At 59.5% G+C, this 19,232-nt stretch carries 18 protein-coding genes; 7 read left to right on the top strand and 11 right to left on the bottom strand.

Annotation, left to right across the window (positions count from 1 at the left end):
• Window positions 1–207: 207 nt before the first annotated feature.
• Window positions 208–828 carry a transglycosylase family protein gene (locus ADB02_RS04045; RefSeq protein ID WP_016423316.1) on the bottom strand — a complete coding sequence of 207 codons (621 nt, stop codon included), beginning with the start codon at window positions 826–828 and terminating at the stop codon, window positions 208–210.
• A gap of 870 nt (window positions 829–1,698) precedes the next feature.
• On the opposite strand from ADB02_RS04045, the gene ADB02_RS04040 reads away from it, so the two are divergent.
• Window positions 1,699–2,130 (top strand): cold-shock protein, encoded by a 432-nt coding sequence (locus tag ADB02_RS04040; protein WP_005511873.1) that lies wholly within the window; start codon window positions 1,699–1,701, stop codon window positions 2,128–2,130.
• A 72-nt stretch (window positions 2,131–2,202) separates the two neighbouring features.
• On the opposite strand, the gene ADB02_RS04035 is transcribed toward ADB02_RS04040, so the two are convergent.
• Both ADB02_RS04035 and ADB02_RS04030 read right to left on the bottom strand, forming a co-directional pair.
• Window positions 2,203–2,697, bottom strand: a complete 495-nt coding sequence (locus ADB02_RS04035) for a DUF2771 family protein (protein WP_016423315.1) — start codon at window positions 2,695–2,697, stop codon at window positions 2,203–2,205.
• A gap of 122 nt (window positions 2,698–2,819) precedes the next feature.
• Window positions 2,820–3,980, bottom strand: coding sequence for a glutaminyl-peptide cyclotransferase (locus ADB02_RS04030; RefSeq protein ID WP_049189724.1), 1,161 nt, complete (start codon window positions 3,978–3,980; stop codon window positions 2,820–2,822).
• Window positions 3,981–4,003: 23 nt separating this feature from the next.
• Between ADB02_RS04030 and ADB02_RS04025 the strand changes: the two genes are divergently transcribed.
• From ADB02_RS04025 to ADB02_RS04015, 3 genes are all read left to right on the top strand, one after another.
• Window positions 4,004–4,696, top strand: a complete 693-nt coding sequence (locus ADB02_RS04025; protein WP_224433761.1) for a DUF3027 domain-containing protein — start codon at window positions 4,004–4,006, stop codon at window positions 4,694–4,696.
• A gap of 141 nt (window positions 4,697–4,837) precedes the next feature.
• The gene (locus ADB02_RS04020; protein ID WP_016423312.1) at window positions 4,838–6,352 is read left to right on the top strand and encodes an NCS2 family permease; all 1,515 of its coding nucleotides are present in this window, start codon (window positions 4,838–4,840) and stop codon (window positions 6,350–6,352) included.
• Window positions 6,353–6,361: 9 nt separating this feature from the next.
• Window positions 6,362–7,234, top strand: coding sequence for a TrmH family RNA methyltransferase (locus tag ADB02_RS04015; protein ID WP_016423311.1), 873 nt, complete (start codon window positions 6,362–6,364; stop codon window positions 7,232–7,234).
• A 3-nt stretch (window positions 7,235–7,237) separates the two neighbouring features.
• On the opposite strand, the gene ADB02_RS04010 is transcribed toward ADB02_RS04015, so the two are convergent.
• The 3 genes from ADB02_RS04010 to serC form a co-directional block, all read right to left on the bottom strand.
• On the bottom strand, window positions 7,238–8,143 hold the full coding sequence (locus ADB02_RS04010) for a DUF6928 family protein (protein WP_049189723.1): 906 nt from the start codon (window positions 8,141–8,143) through the stop codon (window positions 7,238–7,240).
• A gap of 15 nt (window positions 8,144–8,158) precedes the next feature.
• On the bottom strand, window positions 8,159–9,286 hold the full coding sequence (gene sepH, locus ADB02_RS04005) for a septation protein SepH (RefSeq protein ID WP_049189722.1): 1,128 nt from the start codon (window positions 9,284–9,286) through the stop codon (window positions 8,159–8,161).
• Window positions 9,287–9,427: 141 nt separating this feature from the next.
• Entirely contained in the window at window positions 9,428–10,564 is a 1,137-nt protein-coding gene (gene serC, locus ADB02_RS04000) for a phosphoserine transaminase (protein ID WP_049189721.1), read from the bottom strand.
• Window positions 10,565–11,288: 724 nt separating this feature from the next.
• On the opposite strand from serC, the gene ADB02_RS03995 reads away from it, so the two are divergent.
• Both ADB02_RS03995 and ADB02_RS03990 read left to right on the top strand, forming a co-directional pair.
• Window positions 11,289–12,584: a citrate synthase gene (locus tag ADB02_RS03995; RefSeq protein ID WP_016423307.1), complete on the top strand. Its 1,296-nt coding sequence runs from the start codon at window positions 11,289–11,291 to the stop codon at window positions 12,582–12,584.
• A gap of 215 nt (window positions 12,585–12,799) precedes the next feature.
• Complete coding sequence (locus ADB02_RS03990; RefSeq protein WP_005511805.1) at window positions 12,800–13,159, top strand: FKBP-type peptidyl-prolyl cis-trans isomerase; 360 nt, start codon at window positions 12,800–12,802, stop codon at window positions 13,157–13,159.
• Between the two features lie 227 nt (window positions 13,160–13,386).
• On the opposite strand, the gene ADB02_RS03985 is transcribed toward ADB02_RS03990, so the two are convergent.
• Complete coding sequence (locus ADB02_RS03985) at window positions 13,387–14,868, bottom strand: carboxyl transferase domain-containing protein (RefSeq protein WP_049189720.1); 1,482 nt, start codon at window positions 14,866–14,868, stop codon at window positions 13,387–13,389.
• 108 nt (window positions 14,869–14,976) lie between these two features.
• Here ADB02_RS03985 and ADB02_RS03980 point away from each other — a divergent pair, with 108 nt between their 5' ends.
• A complete protein-coding gene (locus tag ADB02_RS03980; protein WP_049189719.1) occupies window positions 14,977–15,963 on the top strand; it encodes a ribokinase in 987 nt (328 codons plus the stop codon).
• Window positions 15,964–16,076: 113 nt separating this feature from the next.
• Here the strand turns inward: ADB02_RS03980 and ADB02_RS03975 are convergent, their stop codons facing one another.
• From ADB02_RS03975 to ADB02_RS03960, 4 genes are read right to left on the bottom strand one after another with little or no spacing between them, the layout of a single operon-like run.
• Window positions 16,077–17,342: an ABC transporter permease gene (locus ADB02_RS03975; RefSeq protein WP_016423304.1), complete on the bottom strand. Its 1,266-nt coding sequence runs from the start codon at window positions 17,340–17,342 to the stop codon at window positions 16,077–16,079.
• Entirely contained in the window at window positions 17,339–18,244 is a 906-nt protein-coding gene (locus ADB02_RS03970; RefSeq protein WP_049189718.1) for an ABC transporter ATP-binding protein, read from the bottom strand. The genes ADB02_RS03975 and ADB02_RS03970 overlap by 4 nt, the downstream gene beginning before the upstream one ends.
• Window positions 18,245–18,303: 59 nt before the next feature.
• Window positions 18,304–18,873, bottom strand: coding sequence for a hypothetical protein (locus tag ADB02_RS03965; protein WP_049189717.1), 570 nt, complete (start codon window positions 18,871–18,873; stop codon window positions 18,304–18,306).
• 2 nt (window positions 18,874–18,875) lie between these two features.
• The gene (locus ADB02_RS03960; RefSeq protein WP_042388879.1) at window positions 18,876–19,139 is read right to left on the bottom strand and encodes a helix-turn-helix transcriptional regulator; all 264 of its coding nucleotides are present in this window, start codon (window positions 19,137–19,139) and stop codon (window positions 18,876–18,878) included.
• Window positions 19,140–19,232: the final 93 nt, after the last annotated feature.

The following is a 19,232-nucleotide window of genomic DNA, read 5'->3' as shown; positions in this document are numbered from 1 at the left end:
CTTTCAAGCCATTTTTCGGGCCATTTTTGTCATAAACGCAGTCACTAACTCGCGTTGGCACGCGGTCGCTAGCCATAAACGCAGGCAGTAACTCACGCAGTCACTAACTCGCGTTGGGTCGGTACCGCCAACCTGCGGAAGCCAAAAAGTAGCCCCGAGGGGGATTACCCTCGGGGCTACTGTGATGAGCTGGCTAGCTCGAAAGTCTTAAATCAGACCCTGCAGCTTCGACAGGTCGAACGGAATGGCTGCGACCAGTTCCTGCGGGAGCTCAACCTCGCCGGTCAGTGCACGGAACTCAGCGATGAGTGCCTGAGCGTCGGACAGGCTGTCGACGTTGGACAGGCGGTCAGCGAACTGCTGGACCAGGTCAGTCTTGGAGTCGGAAGCAGCAGCTGCCGGAGCGGCCTGTGCGCGAACAGGAGCGGAGCCCTGGCTCGGGTGCGGACGATCGGTCGGGCCGGAGGAGAGACCCAGGCTTGCGGAGCAAGCCGGCCATGCGCCCCAACCCTGCTGAGCCAGGACCTTCTCAGCAACGTAAATCTGCTGCTCGCGGGAAGCCTGATCAGCGGTCGAAGCGAACTCGTTACCACCGAAAGCGTTCCAGGTGCTTGCGGAGAACTGCAGACCGCCGTAGTAGCCGTTTCCGGTGTTGATGTGCCAGTTGCCGCCGGACTCACACTGTGCCAGGCGGTCCCAGTCGGAGTCCGGAGCTGCAGAAGCGGTCGGTGCGAAGATAGCGGCACCGGCACCGAGGATTGCGCCGGTCAGTGCAACCTTTGCCGAAGTGGAAGCGAAGGTGTTGGTCTTAGCTGCGTGGCGAGCCATATGAAAATTTCCTTTTCGTCGATTTTCTTTGTGGCGCCAGTGGGGCTAATGCAACCCCATCTCACTCTTATGGAAAGTTCTTCACGTTATTGATAACGGGCCGATGTCATCGCACTGGAGTGAGATGAAGGCGATCTATGCGACTTCGTCCGTTAAACGCGTCGATTGCACACCGTAGCGGTTGATAACGAAATAGTCACGCGAATCGCCGGATTCTTAATTTTGAGCGCAGGTGGGAAATATGCATAAAAGTAGGTGAAACTGCAGGTAAGAGACGTGACTGTTATTGGTGTTGTGTAAGTTAAAACTTCAAAATGTGATAAAGCTCACGTTATCGTCTTGTTATTTTTCCGGTTTTGGCGCGCCGCATGCACTGAGAAGGATGGCCATAAGAGATAGCCATAAAGAACCAACGCTGGCAGTTAGTTGCCGTCTCGGTGCGTCAATCCGCGAGAGTGTTCGCTTCACGCAGATCCGTCTTCCCTTTATGTCCCCATCTATGGGTATAATTGAGTTCTTTAGGTAATCGGAGGTGACGTGCACATGCACGCCGCTACCGCTGCCGCCACTTCGCACTAGTAAGCAGTAATAAATAATGTGTTCCCCGTTGGAGTGCGTCCTGTTTTGGTCGCACCTTAATTAAAGGAACACCATTAAGACAGCACCCGGCCTGGCATATCCTCGCGGTCCTGTCTGGCCAAGCTCGCCCCGAGCGAGCCTCTAACTCTGGCCGTTTGTGCGTGCGAGGACGGTGGCAAATGCGGAAGAATTGCATCTCCGATCCGAAGACCCTGAAGGGCAGTCACCGCTGCACAAGGGGAACGAGGTTGAGTGCCCCCAGTCACAGGGCACGGGAAGGTTAGGTGGAAAGTGCCCATCGGTAAGGTCAGGTGGTACGACAAGGATCGCGGTTTTGGCTTCGTTTCGAATCCGGACGGTGAAGATGTCTACATCGGCAAGAACGTGCTGCCGAAAGGCGTGGAAGAACTCGTAACTGGTCAGCGCCTGGAGTACGACTACGCTGACGGCCGCCCAGGCCCGCAGGCCCTCCGGATCAAGGTGCTCGACGAGGGACCGCGCGGTGCCCGTCACCGCCGTGGCGGGGCAGGTGGGGGCGCAGGAGCCCGTCGTCAAGCAAAGAAGCACAGCCCCAGCGATCTCAACGGCATGATTTCGGACATGATTTCCATGCTGGAGTCGACGGTGCAGCGTGACCTGCGCGCCGGGCGTTACCCGGAGCGTAAGGACGGCCACCAGATGGCTGAAGTCCTGCGTGCGGTCGCGCGCGAGCTGGACTCGTAAGTCGGTAGAAGATGTGAAAAACGCCCGCTCACGAAGGTGGATAACCTCAGTGAGCGGGCGTTTTGCTGTGCTTTACGACGGTTCGTTGACGATCGACCAAGTAATACCGTAGGTGGTCTCTTCACCCTCGGAGTTCTTTCCGATGAGCGCGGTGGAAACCTCCACGACCCCGAGTGGGGTGCGTTTGCCGGCAACAGCTGCGGAGCCGGCGATGGTCTCGGTCGTGGCTTCGCCCGGATCCTTGCGAGAGGTGGAGTTGACCGCATCGTCGGAGAAGAAACGCTGCAGAGTCCAAGAGTTAGAGCCAACAGTGGAGCCGACGTTAACCTCAGCTGTCTCCTGCTCGCCCAGAGAAATCTTGGCGGCGTTGGCCTCAGTCGTGGTGCAGGCATTCTTCTCAAAGAGGTCGCAGACACGGTAGGGAAGAACCTCTGTGGTTTCGCCGTCCTGAATGACCTCGATGGACAGCGCGTGCGGGTCGTCGATTGCCTGGTTGGTCCACTTATTGACAGCAAGGACAATGCCGGTGACGACAAGACCCACCACGACAATAGCGCCGACAACCATGAACGCCTTACTATTCTGTTGCCAGCGGCGCCTACTCGATCCCATCAACTCTCACTTCCCGACATTCGTAACGGAATTGAAGCTACGTTCAGTCACACTAGCCGTTTTCGGGCCAGATACTGCTATTCACTCACGGTAACACGGTAGGCCGTGGGCCATTTCTTCCCTGTGAGCAGGAACTGGCGGGGGCCATTGGGGGAGGTAGAGGAAGAATCCGGCATTAGAGCAATGCCGTTGAGCACATCAATACTGTTTTGCTCTGCTGGGGAGAGCTGCGCGTACAAGTCGCGGAAGAGTTCGGTGGCATCGACGATGCCTGTGACCTTTCCGTCTTCCGGGTTGATGCGGTAGATGAATGGACTCTGCCAGACGTTGGCCCAAATCTCGCGGTGCGATTGCGGGGAGTTTGGTCCGTCCGCGTTGCTCTGGTTGTTTGAATCGCTCGTGTCCGCTGGTACTTCGTCCGGCACTTCGTCCAGAGCTGCGTCGCCGTTGACAGTGACGCACTCGAGTTCGTTGAGCCACGTTGTCTCTGTACCTGCTGCAGTGACCGCCAGTTGACGCTGGGAAGAGAGGTCATCGGGGGCGCGGAAAGTGAGGGTGCCACTGCCGTCGGAGGTCACGATGGTGTCATCGAAGGAGCACGCGCCCCAGCCCTCGGTGTCGAAGGGAACCTCGCGACGCTGCTTGAGAGTAGCCGCGTCGCGTTCAATGGCGCGTCCTTCCTTCCACGTCAGCTGCCACACGGTATCTCCATGACGGGTAATCCCCTCGCCGAAGAGTTCAGGCTGTAAATCTTCCACGTTGGTCGGCTCGGCTGCAGAGTTGTCGAGCCACTGCGGTAATCGGTAAATCTGGGACTCACCGTAGAGGCCGGTGCCCATCAACAAAGAACCATCGGGTTCGAACTCAAGGCCCTGGACAAAAGGCGCAGCGACATTCTTCTCCGTGGGAAGTGGTGGAGCCAAGACAGGATAGGACTGCTCGATGGCCAGTTTCAGTGTCGGAACGTCACCGAGCCCCGGCACCTTATCGGCACCGACCAGCTCGGAGGGATTAACCGATGCCGAAGTCGACCTTGGGGCGGTGCCGGAGTTCGAGTCCGCACTAGCGCCACTAGAAGGGGCCTCGCCTGAGGGATCGCCACCTGAACCAGTTTTAGCCGCACAGCCGGCCAATAGGGCGGCAGTTGCCACGGAGAGGATGGCAGCTCGGACCGTCGTAAAGCGTGATGAGTGGAAGGTGCGGGCGGGTTTTGCGTCGCCCGACGGGAATCTGTCCATAGCTTCACTCTAGGATAGGAAACGTGACTGAAAATCGACGACGTTCCCGAAACAGCCGCCGACGGGGGAAGGTGATGAATCACCAGGCGGTCGACACTGCCCGTACCGCGATTGAAGAGCTCGGGGAGGGGCCTGCCGGCGCGCACACCGGTGTAAGTGTCGTAGGCGAGGGCGTTGCGGTGCATCGTTTTGCGGCTGACCTGCCCGGATACAGGGGCTGGGAGTGGCATGTGGTGGTCGCGTGCGCGCCGGGCACTCAACAGGCGACGGTCAGTGAAGTGGCTCTTGTCCCTGGCGAAACCGCGCTGCAGGCGCCTGAATGGGTGCCCTACGAGGAGCGGCTGCGCCCCGGTGACCTCGGTCCGCGCGATTTGTTGCCGGCTGCAGTGGGAGATGAGCGACTCGACGGCGATGACTTGCAGACCCGCACCTTGTCGGCGCGTGGTGTGGAAGACACCGAGCAGCGTTGGGAAGAGGGCGATACCGGCCCCGAGAGTGACTTTGCTCGGGAAGCATTGCACCGCTGCCGAACCTGCGCCTTTATGGTCCCGCTGACCGGTCCGCTCGGTAAGAACTGGGGCGTGTGCGTTAACGAATGGACATTCGATGCCACGGCCGTAAGCTTTGACCACGGCTGCGGTGCTCACTCAGCTATCCCGGAAGTAACGGGGCAGGGTGCACCGGTGGCGGAACCCTACCAGGATTCCCACCTGTAGCTTTCCACCTAGGCAAACGCGATGACGGAGAAGGTGCAGTTTCGACGCCACTGTGGCCCCAGAGACTGCACCGTTACGGATTTCGGCACAAAAATTCCGCTCTGACACGGATAGTAAAGAGACTCTAGAGAGGCATAAAAAATGGACAAAGGTACGTCCACCTCTGCAACATCCTCAGATGAGGCGAAGGACTCCAAGCCTGCACGGAAGGGGAGCCATCTTTCGGCAGTGGACCGCTATTTTCACATCACGGAGCGCGGTTCGACGACCGTGACCGAGATTCGCGGTGGCGTAGTGACCTTCTTCGCGATGGCCTACATCATTCTGCTCAACCCGCTGATCCTCGGCAATATCGAGGATGTCAACGGCAATAGCCTGGGGATACCACAGGTCGCCGCTGTCACTGCGCTCGCCGCGGGTGTCATGACCATTACTTTTGGTCTCTTTGCCAAGTACCCCTTCGGCATTGCGACGGGCCTGGGCATCAACACCCTGGTTGCCGTGACATTCGTTGCTAACGAGGGACTGGCCTGGGAAGAAGCGATGGGCCTGGTCGTGCTGGACGGCGTGATTATCGTGCTGCTGGCGCTGACCGGATTCCGCACAGCTGTCTTCCACGCGATTCCGTCCGATATGAAGGCCGCGATGAGTGTGGGTATCGGCCTATTTATTGCCATGATTGGTCTGGTCGACGGTGGCCTGGTTCGCCGTATTCCCGATGCCGCTGACACGACTGTCCCGGTGCAGCTCGGCATCAATGGTCAGATTGCCTCGTGGCCGACCGCCGTGTTCGTCCTCGGGCTGATTATCTGCGGCATCATGGTTGTCCGCAATATTCCAGGTGGCCTGTTCATCGGCATCGTGCTGAATACCATCATTGCGCTCGCAGTCGAGGCCTTGACGGATGCGGGCCCCTCCTTCGCTGATGGCAAGCCAGTGCCGACCGGTTGGAATCTCGCGGTACCGACTCTGCCGGACCGCGTAGGCGGCATGCCGGACTTGTCCCTCGTTGGAGCTGTGGATCTTTTCGGATCCTTTGCCCGCGTCGGTGCCCTCAGCGCCACCATGCTGCTGTTTACCTTGGTCCTGGCGAACTTCTTCGATGCCATGGGCACGATGACTGGTCTGGGCAAGCAGGCCGCACTTGTCGATGAAGACGGTGTGCTGCCGGACATGAAGCGCGCACTGGTTGTCGAAGGCACCGGTGCCATTGTCGGTGGTGCAGTCAGCTCCTCGTCGAACACCGTCTTTGTGGATTCCGCAGCGGGCATCGCCGATGGTGCACGCACTGGCCTTGCCAACATTGTCACCGGCATCCTCTTTCTGGCAGCGATGTTTTTCACCCCGCTCTATGAAATCGTGCCCATCGAGGCTGCCGCGCCAGTGCTGGTCATCGTCGGTGCCATGATGATCGGGCAGATCACCGAGATTGATTTCACCCGTTTCGACATCGCACTGCCGGCATTTTTGACTATTGTCACCATGCCGTTTACCTACTCGATTGCAAATGGTATCGGCATCGGTTTCATCACCTTTGCTGCGATGGCTATCTTCTCGGGTCGTGCCAAGTCCGTACATCCGCTGATGTGGATTGTCTCCGGCCTGTTCATCATCTACTTCGCCGCCGATCCGTTCACCGCTCTGCTGGGCGGCTAAAGAGTTTCCATGAGTACCACCACATTCCTCGAACGCTTTGCGCCCATCGTCGTCGACGATCCCGCCGACAGCCGTCTCGATGACATCCGCAACCTCAACAAGTCCGATTCCCGCCCCGATTTGCCCGGTGGGAAGGGGCTGGTCATCGCCGAAGGCACGCTCATTGTGCCGCGGTTAGTGCGCTCACGCTTTCCGCTCCGCGCAGTCTTTGGTACTCGCCAGAAGCTCGCATCGCTTGCCGACGGACTGACCGCGAGCGAGGCCGCTATTGCGGAAACGGTGCCCTGGTTTGAACTCGACCGCGAGGTTCTGGCCGCAGCGGCCGGATTTGATCTTCACCGCGGCCTTCTGGCCACCGCTGACCGCGCGCCGGAGCTATCGGTGGACCAAGTTCTGAGCGGAGCCACCACCTTGGCCGTGATGGAGGGAGTCGGTGACCACGAGAACATCGGAGCCCTGTTCCGTAACGCGGCGGGCATGGGCGTGGATGGGGTCGTCTTCGGCGCGGCCTGCGCCGATCCGCTGTATCGCCGCAGCGTGCGCGTTTCCATGGGGCATGTGCTGACAGTCCCATTTGCGACTCTGCCCGGTACTACGACCACCTGGCAGCGAAGCCTGGACCAGCTCAAAGAGCAGGGCTTCCGCGTGGTGTCGATGACCCCTGCGGGCACGGTGGACCTGTGGGATGCCATGGACACGGACAAGGTCGCGATTCTCGTTGGCGCTGAGGGGCAGGGGCTTACCGAGCACGCGATGGCAGCCACCGATGTGCGTGCTCGCATTCCCATGTCACCGGGAACTGACAGCCTGAATGTGGCTACCTCCGCGGCGATCGCGTTCTACGAGCGACTGCGCGTTCAGTCGCAGCGCGCAGGGCGGTAGAAACTATTTCCCGAACTTGCCTCGCGCCCGCTGCCAGGTGCGGCCAGCGAAGTTCTTGGCCTTAGCCCCAAAGCGACTGAGCTCCTCCAGAAAGTCTCGGTTCGGCTCTGCGTTGTGAACTTCGTAGTCGTCGTAGGCGCGGTCAAGCTCTGCGCCAGACTCGGACGAACCCGGCTCACCCATTAGCCCGCGTGGACTACGAGACGTCGAATACGAAGCCCCGGGAGCCGCACGACGGCCATCCACCGCAAAACCACTAACAGGGATATCGGTAGCGGGCGAATGCGGGTCGAATCCGAGCCAGTCGGTGATGACGGCGTCGGCAAGCTCTGCCGGAACGAACGGCAAACCGACCCCCTCGCGTGGACGTGAACCCGTACCTTCGAAAGCATCGGGCAGCGGGCGGTGCTTGCCCGCCCAGAAGCTGCCCTCTGCGGGGCAGGGAAGACCGATGTCTTCCAGTGTGCGGTAGCGAGTAGCGGAGAAAGCACGCTTGAGCTCACCATCGTGCCAATGCGCAAAGGCACCGAAGCCCGTGGATTTATTCGACACACTCGCGAAGACGTCCGTGGCGGCAATCTCCTGCCGCAGACGAGGCGACAGCTTGGACAGCTGCGAGACATCATCGAGAACCGTCTGCAGTACGGCAACGCCCTCAAAGCCACCGATGTAGTATTCACCGTCACCGGTTTCCGCCGAGCGGTTGAGCGGGAAATCACCAATCGGTGTTACCGGCAGCGTTGAGTCATAGAGAGCTAGGAAACGACGCCCGAAACCGCGGTCGTGCTGAACACCTGTCTCCAGGGCCGCAGCAGGGTCATTGGTGCTGATAAACCAAATTGTGACTACACCGCGGCGAATCGCGGAGAATTCGAAATCAGAAGCGTTGCCACTGGTCATGGAGCTCATTGTCGAGGGAAACTCCTACTTCTTCGGGCCGTTCGGACGTACGCCGAGAAGCACATCCTCCCACGACGGCATGACAGTCTTCTTCTTGCGCTTCGGCTGCTCCGCGTCCGGGTGCTGCAAGAACTCCGTCTCGTCAATATCGTCGTCGGCGTCATCGCTTTGCGACGGAACGTCCTGCTCCCCGTGGCCTCGCTGCGGCTCCGCCGAAGACTGCCATGCGGCTGGCATCTCAGAGGTATCCGCGGTATCAGCAGCTCGATTGGCCTGCGGAGCCAAGTCTCGGTTGCGGCGGGCAAAGTCGGGGTCGATCAGCTCTGCTGCCAGCTCATTGCGAGCAATGGTGAGCGCGGAAAGTCCCTCCGCCTGGTAACTCCACTCGGCCACGTTGGTGGTATGGCCGACATTCCAAGTAACCGTCACAATCCACTGTCCACTCGGGTCGCGGTAGGCGTCCCACGAGGCATCGGCGAGTTCCTGGCCACGGGCGGCAAAAGCGGTGGCGAGAATCTCCCACAGGGACAACTTGGCCGGGCCATCAATGCGACGTGGCTTCGACTGCTTGCCGAGCTCCGCAATACGTGCGCGCTCTGCAAGCACCGGGTAGGCGAAGGACTCAATCTTGCGCGGCTGCATGCCGCTGTACTCGATGAGCTCCTCGACCGTCTGGCCGCTGCGAATGCGATCCTGGATTTCGCGCGGCGACAAAACTACGCGGGGCTCTTCCAGAACTGGCTTCGGCGCCGTTGGAATCTTCTTCGGTGCCCCGCCTGCTGTAGCGGAGTTGCCGGTCGTCTCGTTGCCTTCGGCCGCGTCGCCGCTTGCGGTGGTGGCTTCCGCTGTGCTGTCACTAGTGGAACTTCCGTCGGTGGAGCCCCTCTCTGCGGTAGCACTCTCCCCAGAGCTACCGCTGGCAGTGGCGGTGGCGGCGCTGGATCCGTCGGCAAGCGATGCGGAATCAGCTGCAGCAGGGGAACCGGCGGCATCGGCGAGCTCGAAGTGCTCGACCAGGAAAGTGCGCAGGTTCTCGTCGAGAGGCAGCGTGAAGCGAAGTCCCTCCTGCCGTTCCTGCTCGGTGGTATCGGCGGGAACGAGAATCAGTGAATCGGTCACATCGCCGTCCAGAACGGGCTTCAGCTCCCTCATGCGAGAACCTCCTTGTTGGTCGACGTTATAAGTAATGCTCACTAATCATGGTAAACGACAAAACTCCCGCGTCACGGACAAATGGGGCAATGCCCTTGCGCGTGGCGCGGGAGTTATGCGGCTGAGGCCGGTATTTGGCTGTTACTTTGCAGCGTAGCCGTTATCCAGAACCCAGTCGATAGCGCCAGTCAGACGACGGATGTCCTCCGGGTCGATGGCCGGGAACATACCGATGCGCAGCTGGTTGCGGCCCAGCTTGCGGTAAGGCTCGATGTCGAGGATGCCGTTGGCGCGCAGAACCTTGGCGATCTGTGCGGCGTCGATGTTGTCCTCGAAGTCGATGGTGCCGACGACCAGCGAGCGCTTTGCAGCATCGGTGACGAACGGAGTTGCCTCCGCGCGGTTCTCAGCCCAGTTGTAGAGGTGGGAGGAGGACTCGGTGGTGCGGGCAACCATGCCGTCGAGGCCGCCGTTGGCGTTCATCCACTTGACCTGATCAGCCAGCATCAGCAAAGTGCCGACGGCCGGGGTGTTGTAGGTCTGGTTCTTGCGGGAGTTATCAACGGCAGTCTGCAGGTTCAGGAAAGCCGGGATGAAGCGGTCGGAAGAATTGATCTTCTCAATACGCTCGATGGCGGCCGGGGACATTGCGGCCAACCAGATGCCGCCGTCAGAAGCGAAGCACTTCTGCGGGGAGAAGTAGTAGACGTCAGCCTGGGACATGTCGACCGGGAGGCCGCCGGCACCGGAGGTGGCATCGATAGCCACGAGCTGGCCCTCGGAGCCTGCCGGGCGGGTGACCGGAACCATGGTGCCGGTGGAGGTCTCGTTGTGAGCCCAACCAATAAGGTCAACGTCCTCTTCGCCAGCGACAACCTCAGGTGCGGAACCCGGCTCTGCTTCGATGATCTGCGGAGCGTCGAGCCACGGAGCCATCTTGGAGGCCTTGGCGAACTTAGAGGAGAACTCACCGTAAGTCAGGTGAGCGGACTTTTTCTCGATGAGCCCAAAGGTGGCAGCATCCCAGAAAGCGGTTGCGCCGCCGAGGGACAGGACAATCTCGTAGCCGTCCGGAAGCTGGAAGAGCTCAGCCAGACCCTCGCGAACCTCACCAACAACGTTCTTCACTGCCGGCTGACGGTGGGAGGTACCCATGATAGAGGTACCGCCGTCAACGATTGCCTGAATCTGTGTCGGGCGAACCTTCGACGGACCGCAACCAAAGCGGCCGTCGCCGGGCTGGAACTCTTCAGGGAGGACTGGGAATTGATCGCTCATATGAGGCGCAACCTTTCAAAGTGCATTCAAAGTGAAGCTTGATATACAGCCGTTGTCTTCAAACTCTAGCGGTAATCGGGGGTACTTATAGCAAAAGGGTGGGGTTCAATTGCCCCCGCTTCCGTACTTTGCATAACAAAACAGGGTGGATTGGCGTATTTGCAAAGTTTGCGAAGAATTTTTTCCAGTTTTGTTGGTGCTGAAAACTTGGCGGTGTGGAGCCTCGGGCGGGCGGCGAGGGGTGAATTATTGTGGATTTAGTCGATGTGTTTTCGGGCGTCGGCTCGATGGCTTTTGAACTTTTAAAGACATTGGCTGTTGAATGTGCTCCTGACCTCCTGATTAGTAAATAAGCAGTGACAACGTAATAAACCCGTTTTTCCATTTGCATTTCGGGGTGAAGAGGGGTCAAGATTGGGTAAGCCCAGGCTGCCCGAATGGGGTAGAGGGTGTTGCACTGCTCACACTCTTTGATATTGTGTGTTCTAATCCACTGCAGGTGTCGGTTCTTTATGGTTACGACACGGTCGATGTGAACTAAGCAAACTTTTTTCACTGGGCAAGATGCAATGGAACGCAAATGTCGCGCATAATTGAATCATTGAAAACAATGCGACCCCGAAGGGGTGGCGTGGAGTTGGGAGGCAGCATGCTGTTTTCCGCTGTGCCTGCTTCCCCCGCACTCTGGAGTCGTTAAGAAGAATTTTTCTGTGAAAGGGAAGTTGTGGCTACTAAAGACGGCAAGGCTGTACTCCACTACCCGGGCGGCGAGTTCGAGATGGACATCGTCAAGGCAACCGAGGGTAACGACGGTATCGCACTGGGCAAGATGCTCCAGGAAACTGGACTGACCACCTTCGACCCGGGCTACACCGCCACCGGTTCTACCGAGTCCAAGATCACTTACATCGACGGAGGTAACGGCATCCTGCGCTACCGCGGTTACCCGATTGAGCAGCTGGCTGAGAAGGCTACCTTCAACGAGGTTTCCTACCTGCTGATTCACGGCCACCTTCCGTCTGAGGAAGAGCTTGCGCAGTTCAACCACGACATTCGTCACCACACCCTGCTGGACGAGGACTTCCGTCGCGCATTCAGCATCTTCCCGCGTGGCGCACACCCGATGCAGACCCTGGCTTCCTCGGTCAACATCCTGGCTTCCTACTACCAGGACGAGCTGGATCCGCTGAACGAAGAGCAGCGCAACCTGGCTGCGGTTCGCCTGATGGCTAAGGTCCCGATGCTGGCTGCATACGCTTACCGCGCATCCAAGGGTGAGCCGTACATGTACCCGGACAACAACCTGAACGCTCGCGAGAACTTCCTGCGCATGATGTTCGGTTACCCGACCGCTGACTACGAGGTTGATCCGGTAGTGGTTGACGCTCTGGACAAGCTGCTCATCCTGCACGCTGACCACGAGCAGAACTGCTCCACCTCCACCGTCCGCATGGTCGCTTCCTCCGGCGCTTCCATGTTCGTCTCCATCGCTGCTGGTATCAACGCTCTGTCTGGCCCGCTGCACGGTGGCGCTAACCAGGCTGTTCTGGAGATGCTCGAGGACATCCAGCAGAACCACGGTGGCGACGCAACCGAGTTCATGAATCGCGTGAAGAACAAGGAGCCGGGCGTCCGCCTGATGGGCTTCGGTCACCGCGTCTACAAGTCCTACGACCCGCGTGCAGCTATCGCTAAGAAGACCGCTCACGAGGTGCTCCAGCACCTCGGCGGCGACGAGCTGCTGGATTTGGCTATGAAGCTGGAAGAGATTGCACTGGCTGATGACTACTTCGTCTCCCGCAAGCTCTACCCGAACGTTGACTTCTACACCGGTCTGATTTACCGCGCCATGGGCTTCCCGACGGACTTCTTCACCGTCCTGTTCGCCATCGGCCGCCTCCCGGGCTGGATTGCTCAGTTCAACGAGCAGGTCACTGACCCGGCATCGAAGATCAACCGCCCTCGCCAGATTTACACCGGCGAGACCGAGCGTGACTTCGTTCCGCGCGACCAGCGCTAAGGTTTCTAGCGATTACTGCGTAGGGGGTTCCTCGCAGGTAACTCAGCATAGAAAAGTCCAGCGTTGAAAACGCGAAAAGGCGCGTACTAGCCTTCGAAAGGTTGGTACGCGCCTTTTATTTTTCCTAGAATTCTAAGAAACCCCATTTAAGTTGGGTCCATTTACGTTGGGCTGAATACCAACTGTGAAAAAGCCAACTGTGATAGGAGATTGTCTTGTCCAAGCCAGAACTCACTGCTAAGTCCGGTCCGGCTCCGACGGAACTCGTCATCAACGACCTCACTGTCGGTGACGGCAAGGAGGCCACCCCGGGTGCTCGTGTCGAGGTCCACTACGTGGGTGTTGACTACGAAACCGGTGAAGAGTTCGACTCTTCCTGGAACCGTGGCCAGTCCATCGAGTTCCCGCTGAACGGCCTGATTGCCGGTTGGCAGGAAGGCATTCCGGGCATGAAGGTCGGCGGTCGTCGCGAGCTGATTTGCCCGCCGGAGAAAGCTTACGGCCCGGCTGGTGCAGGACACTTCCTGTCTGGTAAGACCCTGGTCTTCGTCATCGACCTGTTGGACGTTAAGTAAAAGCCCGCATGCTAGCTCTGTTGGCCGGCTGAGCTTCGCTTCGCGGTTCCTGCCCATCCCTCCGTCGGCGGTTTGCAGGATTTCCGGCGAAGAAAGTGACTGCGTTTATGACACTTCAGGCGTGAAAAATTGCCCAAAAGTGTCATAAACCCAGTCACTTTCTTGCTTTCTGAGGTTGGGGTGGGGGCTGAAGGCCCAAACCAGGCCCACACCAGGCCCCAGCCCCCTTACTCGCTCAGCGCGAAGCGACGGTAGTGGTCGAAACGCTGCTCACGGCCAACGCGAGCCGGATTCTTCTCCAGCTCCCAGAGGGCGTGCTCGATAGCACTCAGAGCACGGCGGGGCAGTTCGGCCGGATTCTCAGGTTCGGCCACAATCTCGTCGATGACCCCGGTCTTCAGCATGGCCTCGGCGCCAACGCCCTGCTCCTCCATCATTTCCGGGGCATGCTCGGTGTCTCGGTAGATAATCGCCGAAGCACCCTCCGGCGGCAACGGAGACATCCAGGCATCGTGCATTGCCAGCACGCGGTCAGAGGGCAGCATGGCCAGCGCGCCGCCACCGCAGCCCTGGCCGAGAATGAGTGACACGGTCGGAACCTTCAAGTTCACCAGCGTGGTCAAGGTGCGGGCAATCTCGCCGGCCATGGCATTTTCCTCGGCGTCCTTGGTCAACTCAGCGCCTGGGGTGTCAATGACCGTGACCAGCGGAATGTTCAGGCTTTCCGCGATGCGCATCGCGCGGCGGGCAAAACGCAGTGAGCCCGGCCCCATTGGATGCGTGCCCAGAGGCGGTTGGTTATGGCGATCCTGTGCGACCAGAATCACCGGCCGCTCACCAATCCGCGCCAGGCGAGCCCGGACCGACAGCGACTTGTGGCCATCGCCAGTGCCGGAGATCGGCACGGAGCAGTCGACAAGGGCATCGATAATGTCGCCGCCACCTGGACGAGAAGTATCGCGGGTGCGCAGGATAGCTTCCCAGGTATCGCGACCATCAATGGCTGCTACTGGCGGTGGGGTGGGTTCGCTGGGGTCTCCGTCGGCAAGCACGTCGATGGTGCGGCGGACAGCGCCGCGCAGACCTTCGAGCGGAATGATGCCGTCGATAATGCCCTGCTTGAACAGGTTCTCGGAGGTCTGAACGCCTTCGGGCATGGGTTCGCCGGTAGCCAGCTCGACGACGCGCGGGCCGAGGAAGCCGAGAAGTGCGCCGGGCTCTGCGAAGGTGAAGTGGCCTGCCGACCCCCACGACGCCATGACACCACCGGTGGTGGGATTGCGCAGGTACACCAGGAATGGCAAGTGAGAATCCTTGTGGCGCGCCACTGCGGTGGTAATAGAGATCATGAGCGCGAACGCCGCAGTGCCCTCCTGCATGCGAGTGCCACCCGAGGTCGGGGAGAGCAACAGCGGCAGCTGCTCCGCAGTCGCGCGCTCGATGCTGCGAATAATACGACGAGCGGTTGCGGCGCCGATAGAACCGCCGAGGAAGCCGAACTCAGAACAGATGACGGCGACGCGCTTGCCACCGACGGTGCCTTCACCGGTGATAACGGCCTCATCGAGACCGGTCTTCTCAGAGGCTCGGGACAGTGTGCCGCGGTAGGACTCGTCGATGTTGCCATGCTCGGGCGCGCCGTCCCAGGAGGTGAAACTTCCGTGGTCGAGGACGGTATCTATTACTTGTTGGGCGCTGATTCTAGCCATACCTCCACGGTAGTAAACAAGGGGTAAACCGGCTTAGTTGATGGTGGGCGGAAAGGGGTAGCGCTATTGTCGGAAAAAACGTGTCCGCACTACCGAGGAGTCGAACCAATGCCGATTACTGAGCGCCTCACCGAGCTGGCTGAACAGAGGCCAAACGTATGTGTCGTCGGTTCCATCAACGCAGACCTGACCGTCACCGTGAAGCGCCTGCCGCATGGTGGCGAGACTATCGAGGGCAGTCCTCTGCGCATTCTGCCGGGCGGTAAGTCGGCGAATCAGGCGGCGACGGCTGGAAGACTGGGCGCGGCCGTGGAACTGGTCGGCGCGGTCGGTTCGGATCCCAATGCGCAGTTGCTGCGCGACGCGCTTACCGACGCTCACGTGGACATCTCTGCAGTTGAGACCGTCGACTCTGCCACTGGTACAGCCATGATTGTCGTTGATGATGCGGCGGAGAATTTCATTGTCATCTCCGCTGGCGCCAATGGTGAAGTCGATGCTGAGATGGTGCGCAGTCATGCGGACAAGATTCAGCGGGCTGGGTGCCTCGGTCTGTGTCTGGAGATTTGTGATGAGGCTGTCCTGGCCGCCGCACAGATTGCCCACGATGCGGGTGTGCCGGTGGTGTTCAACCTGTCGCCGATTCGGGCGGTCAGTGAGGATCTGCTCGCGCTGGTCGATGTCCTCATTGTCAACGAGCACGAACTCGCAGCCATCATCGGCTCCGAGCGCGCGGTCGCCGGTTGCGAGCACGGTCAGTGGGATGCGGTTGGGCGCGCGCTTGCCGACGAACACGGGATTTCCACGGCCATTGTCACACTTGGCGGGGAGGGGTCTGCGGTCTTGAGGACGTCGGAAAGCGAGGTGGCAGTCACTCGCATTCCAGCGCTGCCCATCGAGGTCGTGGACACCACGGGCTGCGGTGATGCGTACATGGGTACGGTCCTCACCGCGTTGGCCGCGGGCGATGATGTGGTGACGGCAGCTCGTCTTGCGGCGGTGGTCTCGGCTCATGCGGCGACAGGCGTGGGGGCGCAGACCTCCTATGGCGAGACAGGAAAAATCGCGAAGTTTGCGGCGGACCATGGTCTATAAGGTGCGCTGCGCAAAGGCCTATAAGGTGCGCTGAGCAAACTACGCGATTGACGATTATTCGGTTTTAGGTGACCGTGGCCGAAGGAGCCACGCTCTTTTGGGCAGGGCTGGGGCTAGCTCTTGGCTGTCAGAGCCTTCTTCCAGCTGACCGCGGCACCGGTGCGCAGGACATTGCGCGGGTAGATCCAGGCGGCGAGTGCGATGACTGCGGCTACTCCCACAACCATGATTAGCAGCGAAGCCGCCAACTGGAGTGCGGAGAAGTTGCCAACGGCGTACTGCATCGGGGCAGTGGTGATGGAAACCGGTGGAATCCACGCTGCAATCTGCATGACGGTAGAGTCCAGCTTGCTCCAGCCAAACAGCGGAACATACATCGTGATCAGCGAGAACACCAGTACCGGCATCTGTGCGCCCTGGAAATCTTCCATACGGCTGACCAAGGATGCGGAGGCTGCATACAGCGCGGCGAAGAAGAAGTAACCGAGGATGAAGCACGGGACCAGCAGCCAGACTGCGGACCACGGCACATCGAAGCTCTCCGCCAATCCGGTAATCATGAGGGCAACTGCGGCGCTGGCGGTCAGCACGCTCATCATGATGATGCCAGCCAGACCGGCGCCGAGGATCTTGCCAGCCAGCAGGTGCGCCGGGCGAACGGTCGAGAGAATGATCTCGATGACGCGGGAGGACTTCTCCTCGATGACGCTGGTGGCCACCGCGCCGCCGAAGACGAGGATGGCGGTCATCATGACCATCACACCAATCAGTGTGATGACCACTGCGGGCATCTTCTCGTCTTTGGCTTCATCCAGCGACTCCACCGACACGGCTGCGCTTTGAGTCTTGGAGAAAAACTCGCTGGGGTTGATTCCGTTTTCGCTGAGCAGCATGGCTTCATTTTGTTTCTGCAGCGATTCCTGCAGCATTGGGGCCAGCCAGGATGGGGCGTCGTCGGCAAGCAGCTTCCACGAGCCCTCCTTGCCTTCTGCGGTGTCGGGGACGAGAGCGGCGTCGGCGTCGCCGTCGGTGACGGCAGCGCGAGCGGCCTTGTCGTCTGCCGCGGACGTAATCTCCAACGGTGAGAGCGATGCTGTGGCAAATGCGCCGGCTGCGGCATCCGCGCCTTCAGCATCCTTTATTTCGGCGGTAGCGTCGGCGAGAGAGTCCGCGAACGGCGCTTCTCCGACGACCGCGATTTTTACGGTGTCATTATCGGACTTGGAGGTCATGTAGTCGGCAACGAAGATACCGCCGACGGCCGCCACTGCCATGATGATGAGCGTGATTAGCGAGCTTTTCTTCAGCAGATGCTCGCGGAGTTCGCGGACGAAAACAGTCTTGACGGCCGTTGAGGCGTTGTAAGTGTTGGTGCTCATTGCTGTACGGCCTCCTGGTAGAGCTCGGTAAGTGGAATTTGCAGAGGTCCAAACGAACGGACCGTTCCCGCTGCCATCGCGCTGTGTAGCAGCTTCTGGTCGGTGTCGGCGGGGGCGTTGGAATCGAGGTGAACGACGGTGGCACCATGGGTATCACGCTCCACGCTTGTCACGCCCTCGACGGAGGTCGCCCAATCCTGGGGCGCACCATCGAGCTTGACGACGAAAGCCCGTGGGCCCCGTGCTCGCAGCTCATCAACAGTGCCTTCCACGAGCATGCGGCCGTCGCGGATGATGCCGACGCGGTCACACATGCGCTCGACAAGGTCGAGCTGGTGGGAAGAGAACACAATCGGGGTGCCGCGGTCGGCGTACTCCTTGAGTACGGAGCTCATCACCTTGACCGCAACTGGGTCGAGACCAGAGAAGGGCTCGTCGAGGACTAGTATTTCTGGGTCGTGGACGAGGGAGGCTGCCAGCTGCACGCGCTGCTGATTGCCGAGCGAGAGCGTGTCGACCTTGTCGTTGGCACGCTCGGTGAGACCGAGGCGCTCCAACAAGTTGTCGGCATTGGATTCCGCGCGCTTGGTGGGCACACCGTGTAGGCGAGCAAAGTAAATCAGCTGCTTGCGGACTTCAGCCTTGGGGTAGAGGCCGCGTTCTTCTGGCATGTAGCCAATCGTGCGGCGCAGCGAGTCATTCATCGAGGTATCGCCGATGCGCACCTCGCCTTTATCGGTGGCCAGCACGCCCAGGGCAATGCGCATAGTGGTGGTCTTGCCGGCACCGTTAGAGCCGACGAAGCCGTAGATTTCTCCAGGGTGAACTTGGAAGCTCATGCCACGGAGAACCTGCAGGTCTCCGTAGGACTTCTCAAGCCCGTCAATAATGAGGCTGTTCATGGTGATCCTTAGATTGAGGAGTGAAGGGCAGAGGAGGGATATGAGTTTTTGAGCCCGTACTAGTCGTCGCGCAGATTCCAGGCGTAGACGACGGTGGGCAGCGTGGAAATGTAGAGGAAAGCGATAATTCCGAAGATTCCGAAGCTGTACGGAATGTAGCGTCCCCAGTCAGGTTGCGCGTTCAGGACATAGGTGCCCACCAGAACGAGAGCAAGGAAGGCCACCAAGCCGAAGTAGGTGAAGCAGCGATATGTCAGCCCCCGCAGGTTCAGAATCTGTTCCTGCTGGTATTCGTCCAGTAGCGAGGTCGGTGCGCTGTCAACCATGTCGACTGTGATGTTGAGGCTGGTCCAGACGACGACCATAATGAGGGAAATCACTGGCCAGAGCAGAGAAAGCCATCCCGGGAAAATATCGGTCAGGCTACCGAGAAGCGCGATGCCGCTCAGCAGCATCAGCACAAGGCACACCTCGAATGCGATGACCAGCTTCCGCCGCGCCGCCTGGTTGCGCCACTTGGGCAACCAGCTCGACATCTGCTCGACACGCTTTGTGTACTTCGCTTCGCGCCGGGCTTCTAGCTTTTCGAAAAAGTTCGGTGTTGCGTCTTCAGTCCGAATAGCTGGCATCGTTAGCTTTCCTTTCGGTATAGGGCAGAGGACATGGGCTTGAATTCCTCGCGAGAAAACACCGCCTCAACGGGGAGATCGAACACCGCGCAGATGCGAAATGCCAGATCCAAGCTGGGGTAGTGGTCACCTCGCTCCAACGCGCCAATCGTTTGAGGATTGACCTCTACTTGTTTGGCTAGTTCGGCTCGGCTGAGTCCGTGTTCTGCCCGCAGCACTGAAATTCTGTTGAATATCGGTTCTTTGGGTTTAATCTTTGGGGACACACTCCAAAGTGTTATATAAACACAACGCTACGTCAACTGTTCGCAACAAAATGAAGCGCACTCACCTTTCTAAACCGCAGGTCAGCGGGGTAG

Origin of the sequence: Corynebacterium sp. 212_CJEI, assembly GCF_001055915.1 — a bacterium.
Classification (GTDB): domain Bacteria; phylum Actinomycetota; class Actinomycetes; order Mycobacteriales; family Mycobacteriaceae; genus Corynebacterium; species Corynebacterium jeikeium_D.
The sequence above is the reverse complement of the archived record's forward strand: the minus strand, read 5'-3'. Positions and strand labels throughout refer to the sequence as shown.

Coding starts and splice junctions, on each gene's coding strand:
- ADB02_RS04045 (WP_016423316.1), bottom strand. CDS start 828: ATGGCTCGCCACGCAGCTAAGACCAACACCTTCGCTTCCACTTCGGCA.
- ADB02_RS04035 (WP_016423315.1), bottom strand. CDS start 2,697: ATGGTTGTCGGCGCTATTGTCGTGGTGGGTCTTGTCGTCACCGGCATT.
- ADB02_RS04030 (WP_049189724.1), bottom strand. CDS start 3,980: ATGGACAGATTCCCGTCGGGCGACGCAAAACCCGCCCGCACCTTCCAC.
- ADB02_RS04020 (WP_016423312.1), top strand. CDS start 4,838: ATGGACAAAGGTACGTCCACCTCTGCAACATCCTCAGATGAGGCGAAG.
- ADB02_RS04015 (WP_016423311.1), top strand. CDS start 6,362: ATGAGTACCACCACATTCCTCGAACGCTTTGCGCCCATCGTCGTCGAC.
- ADB02_RS04010 (WP_049189723.1), bottom strand. CDS start 8,143: ATGAGCTCCATGACCAGTGGCAACGCTTCTGATTTCGAATTCTCCGCG.
- sepH (WP_049189722.1), bottom strand. CDS start 9,286: ATGAGGGAGCTGAAGCCCGTTCTGGACGGCGATGTGACCGATTCACTG.
- serC (WP_049189721.1), bottom strand. CDS start 10,564: ATGAGCGATCAATTCCCAGTCCTCCCTGAAGAGTTCCAGCCCGGCGAC.
- ADB02_RS03985 (WP_049189720.1), bottom strand. CDS start 14,868: ATGGCTAGAATCAGCGCCCAACAAGTAATAGATACCGTCCTCGACCAC.
- ADB02_RS03980 (WP_049189719.1), top strand. CDS start 14,977: ATGCCGATTACTGAGCGCCTCACCGAGCTGGCTGAACAGAGGCCAAAC.
- ADB02_RS03975 (WP_016423304.1), bottom strand. CDS start 17,342: ATGAGCACCAACACTTACAACGCCTCAACGGCCGTCAAGACTGTTTTC.
- ADB02_RS03970 (WP_049189718.1), bottom strand. CDS start 18,244: ATGAACAGCCTCATTATTGACGGGCTTGAGAAGTCCTACGGAGACCTG.
- ADB02_RS03965 (WP_049189717.1), bottom strand. CDS start 18,873: ATGCCAGCTATTCGGACTGAAGACGCAACACCGAACTTTTTCGAAAAG.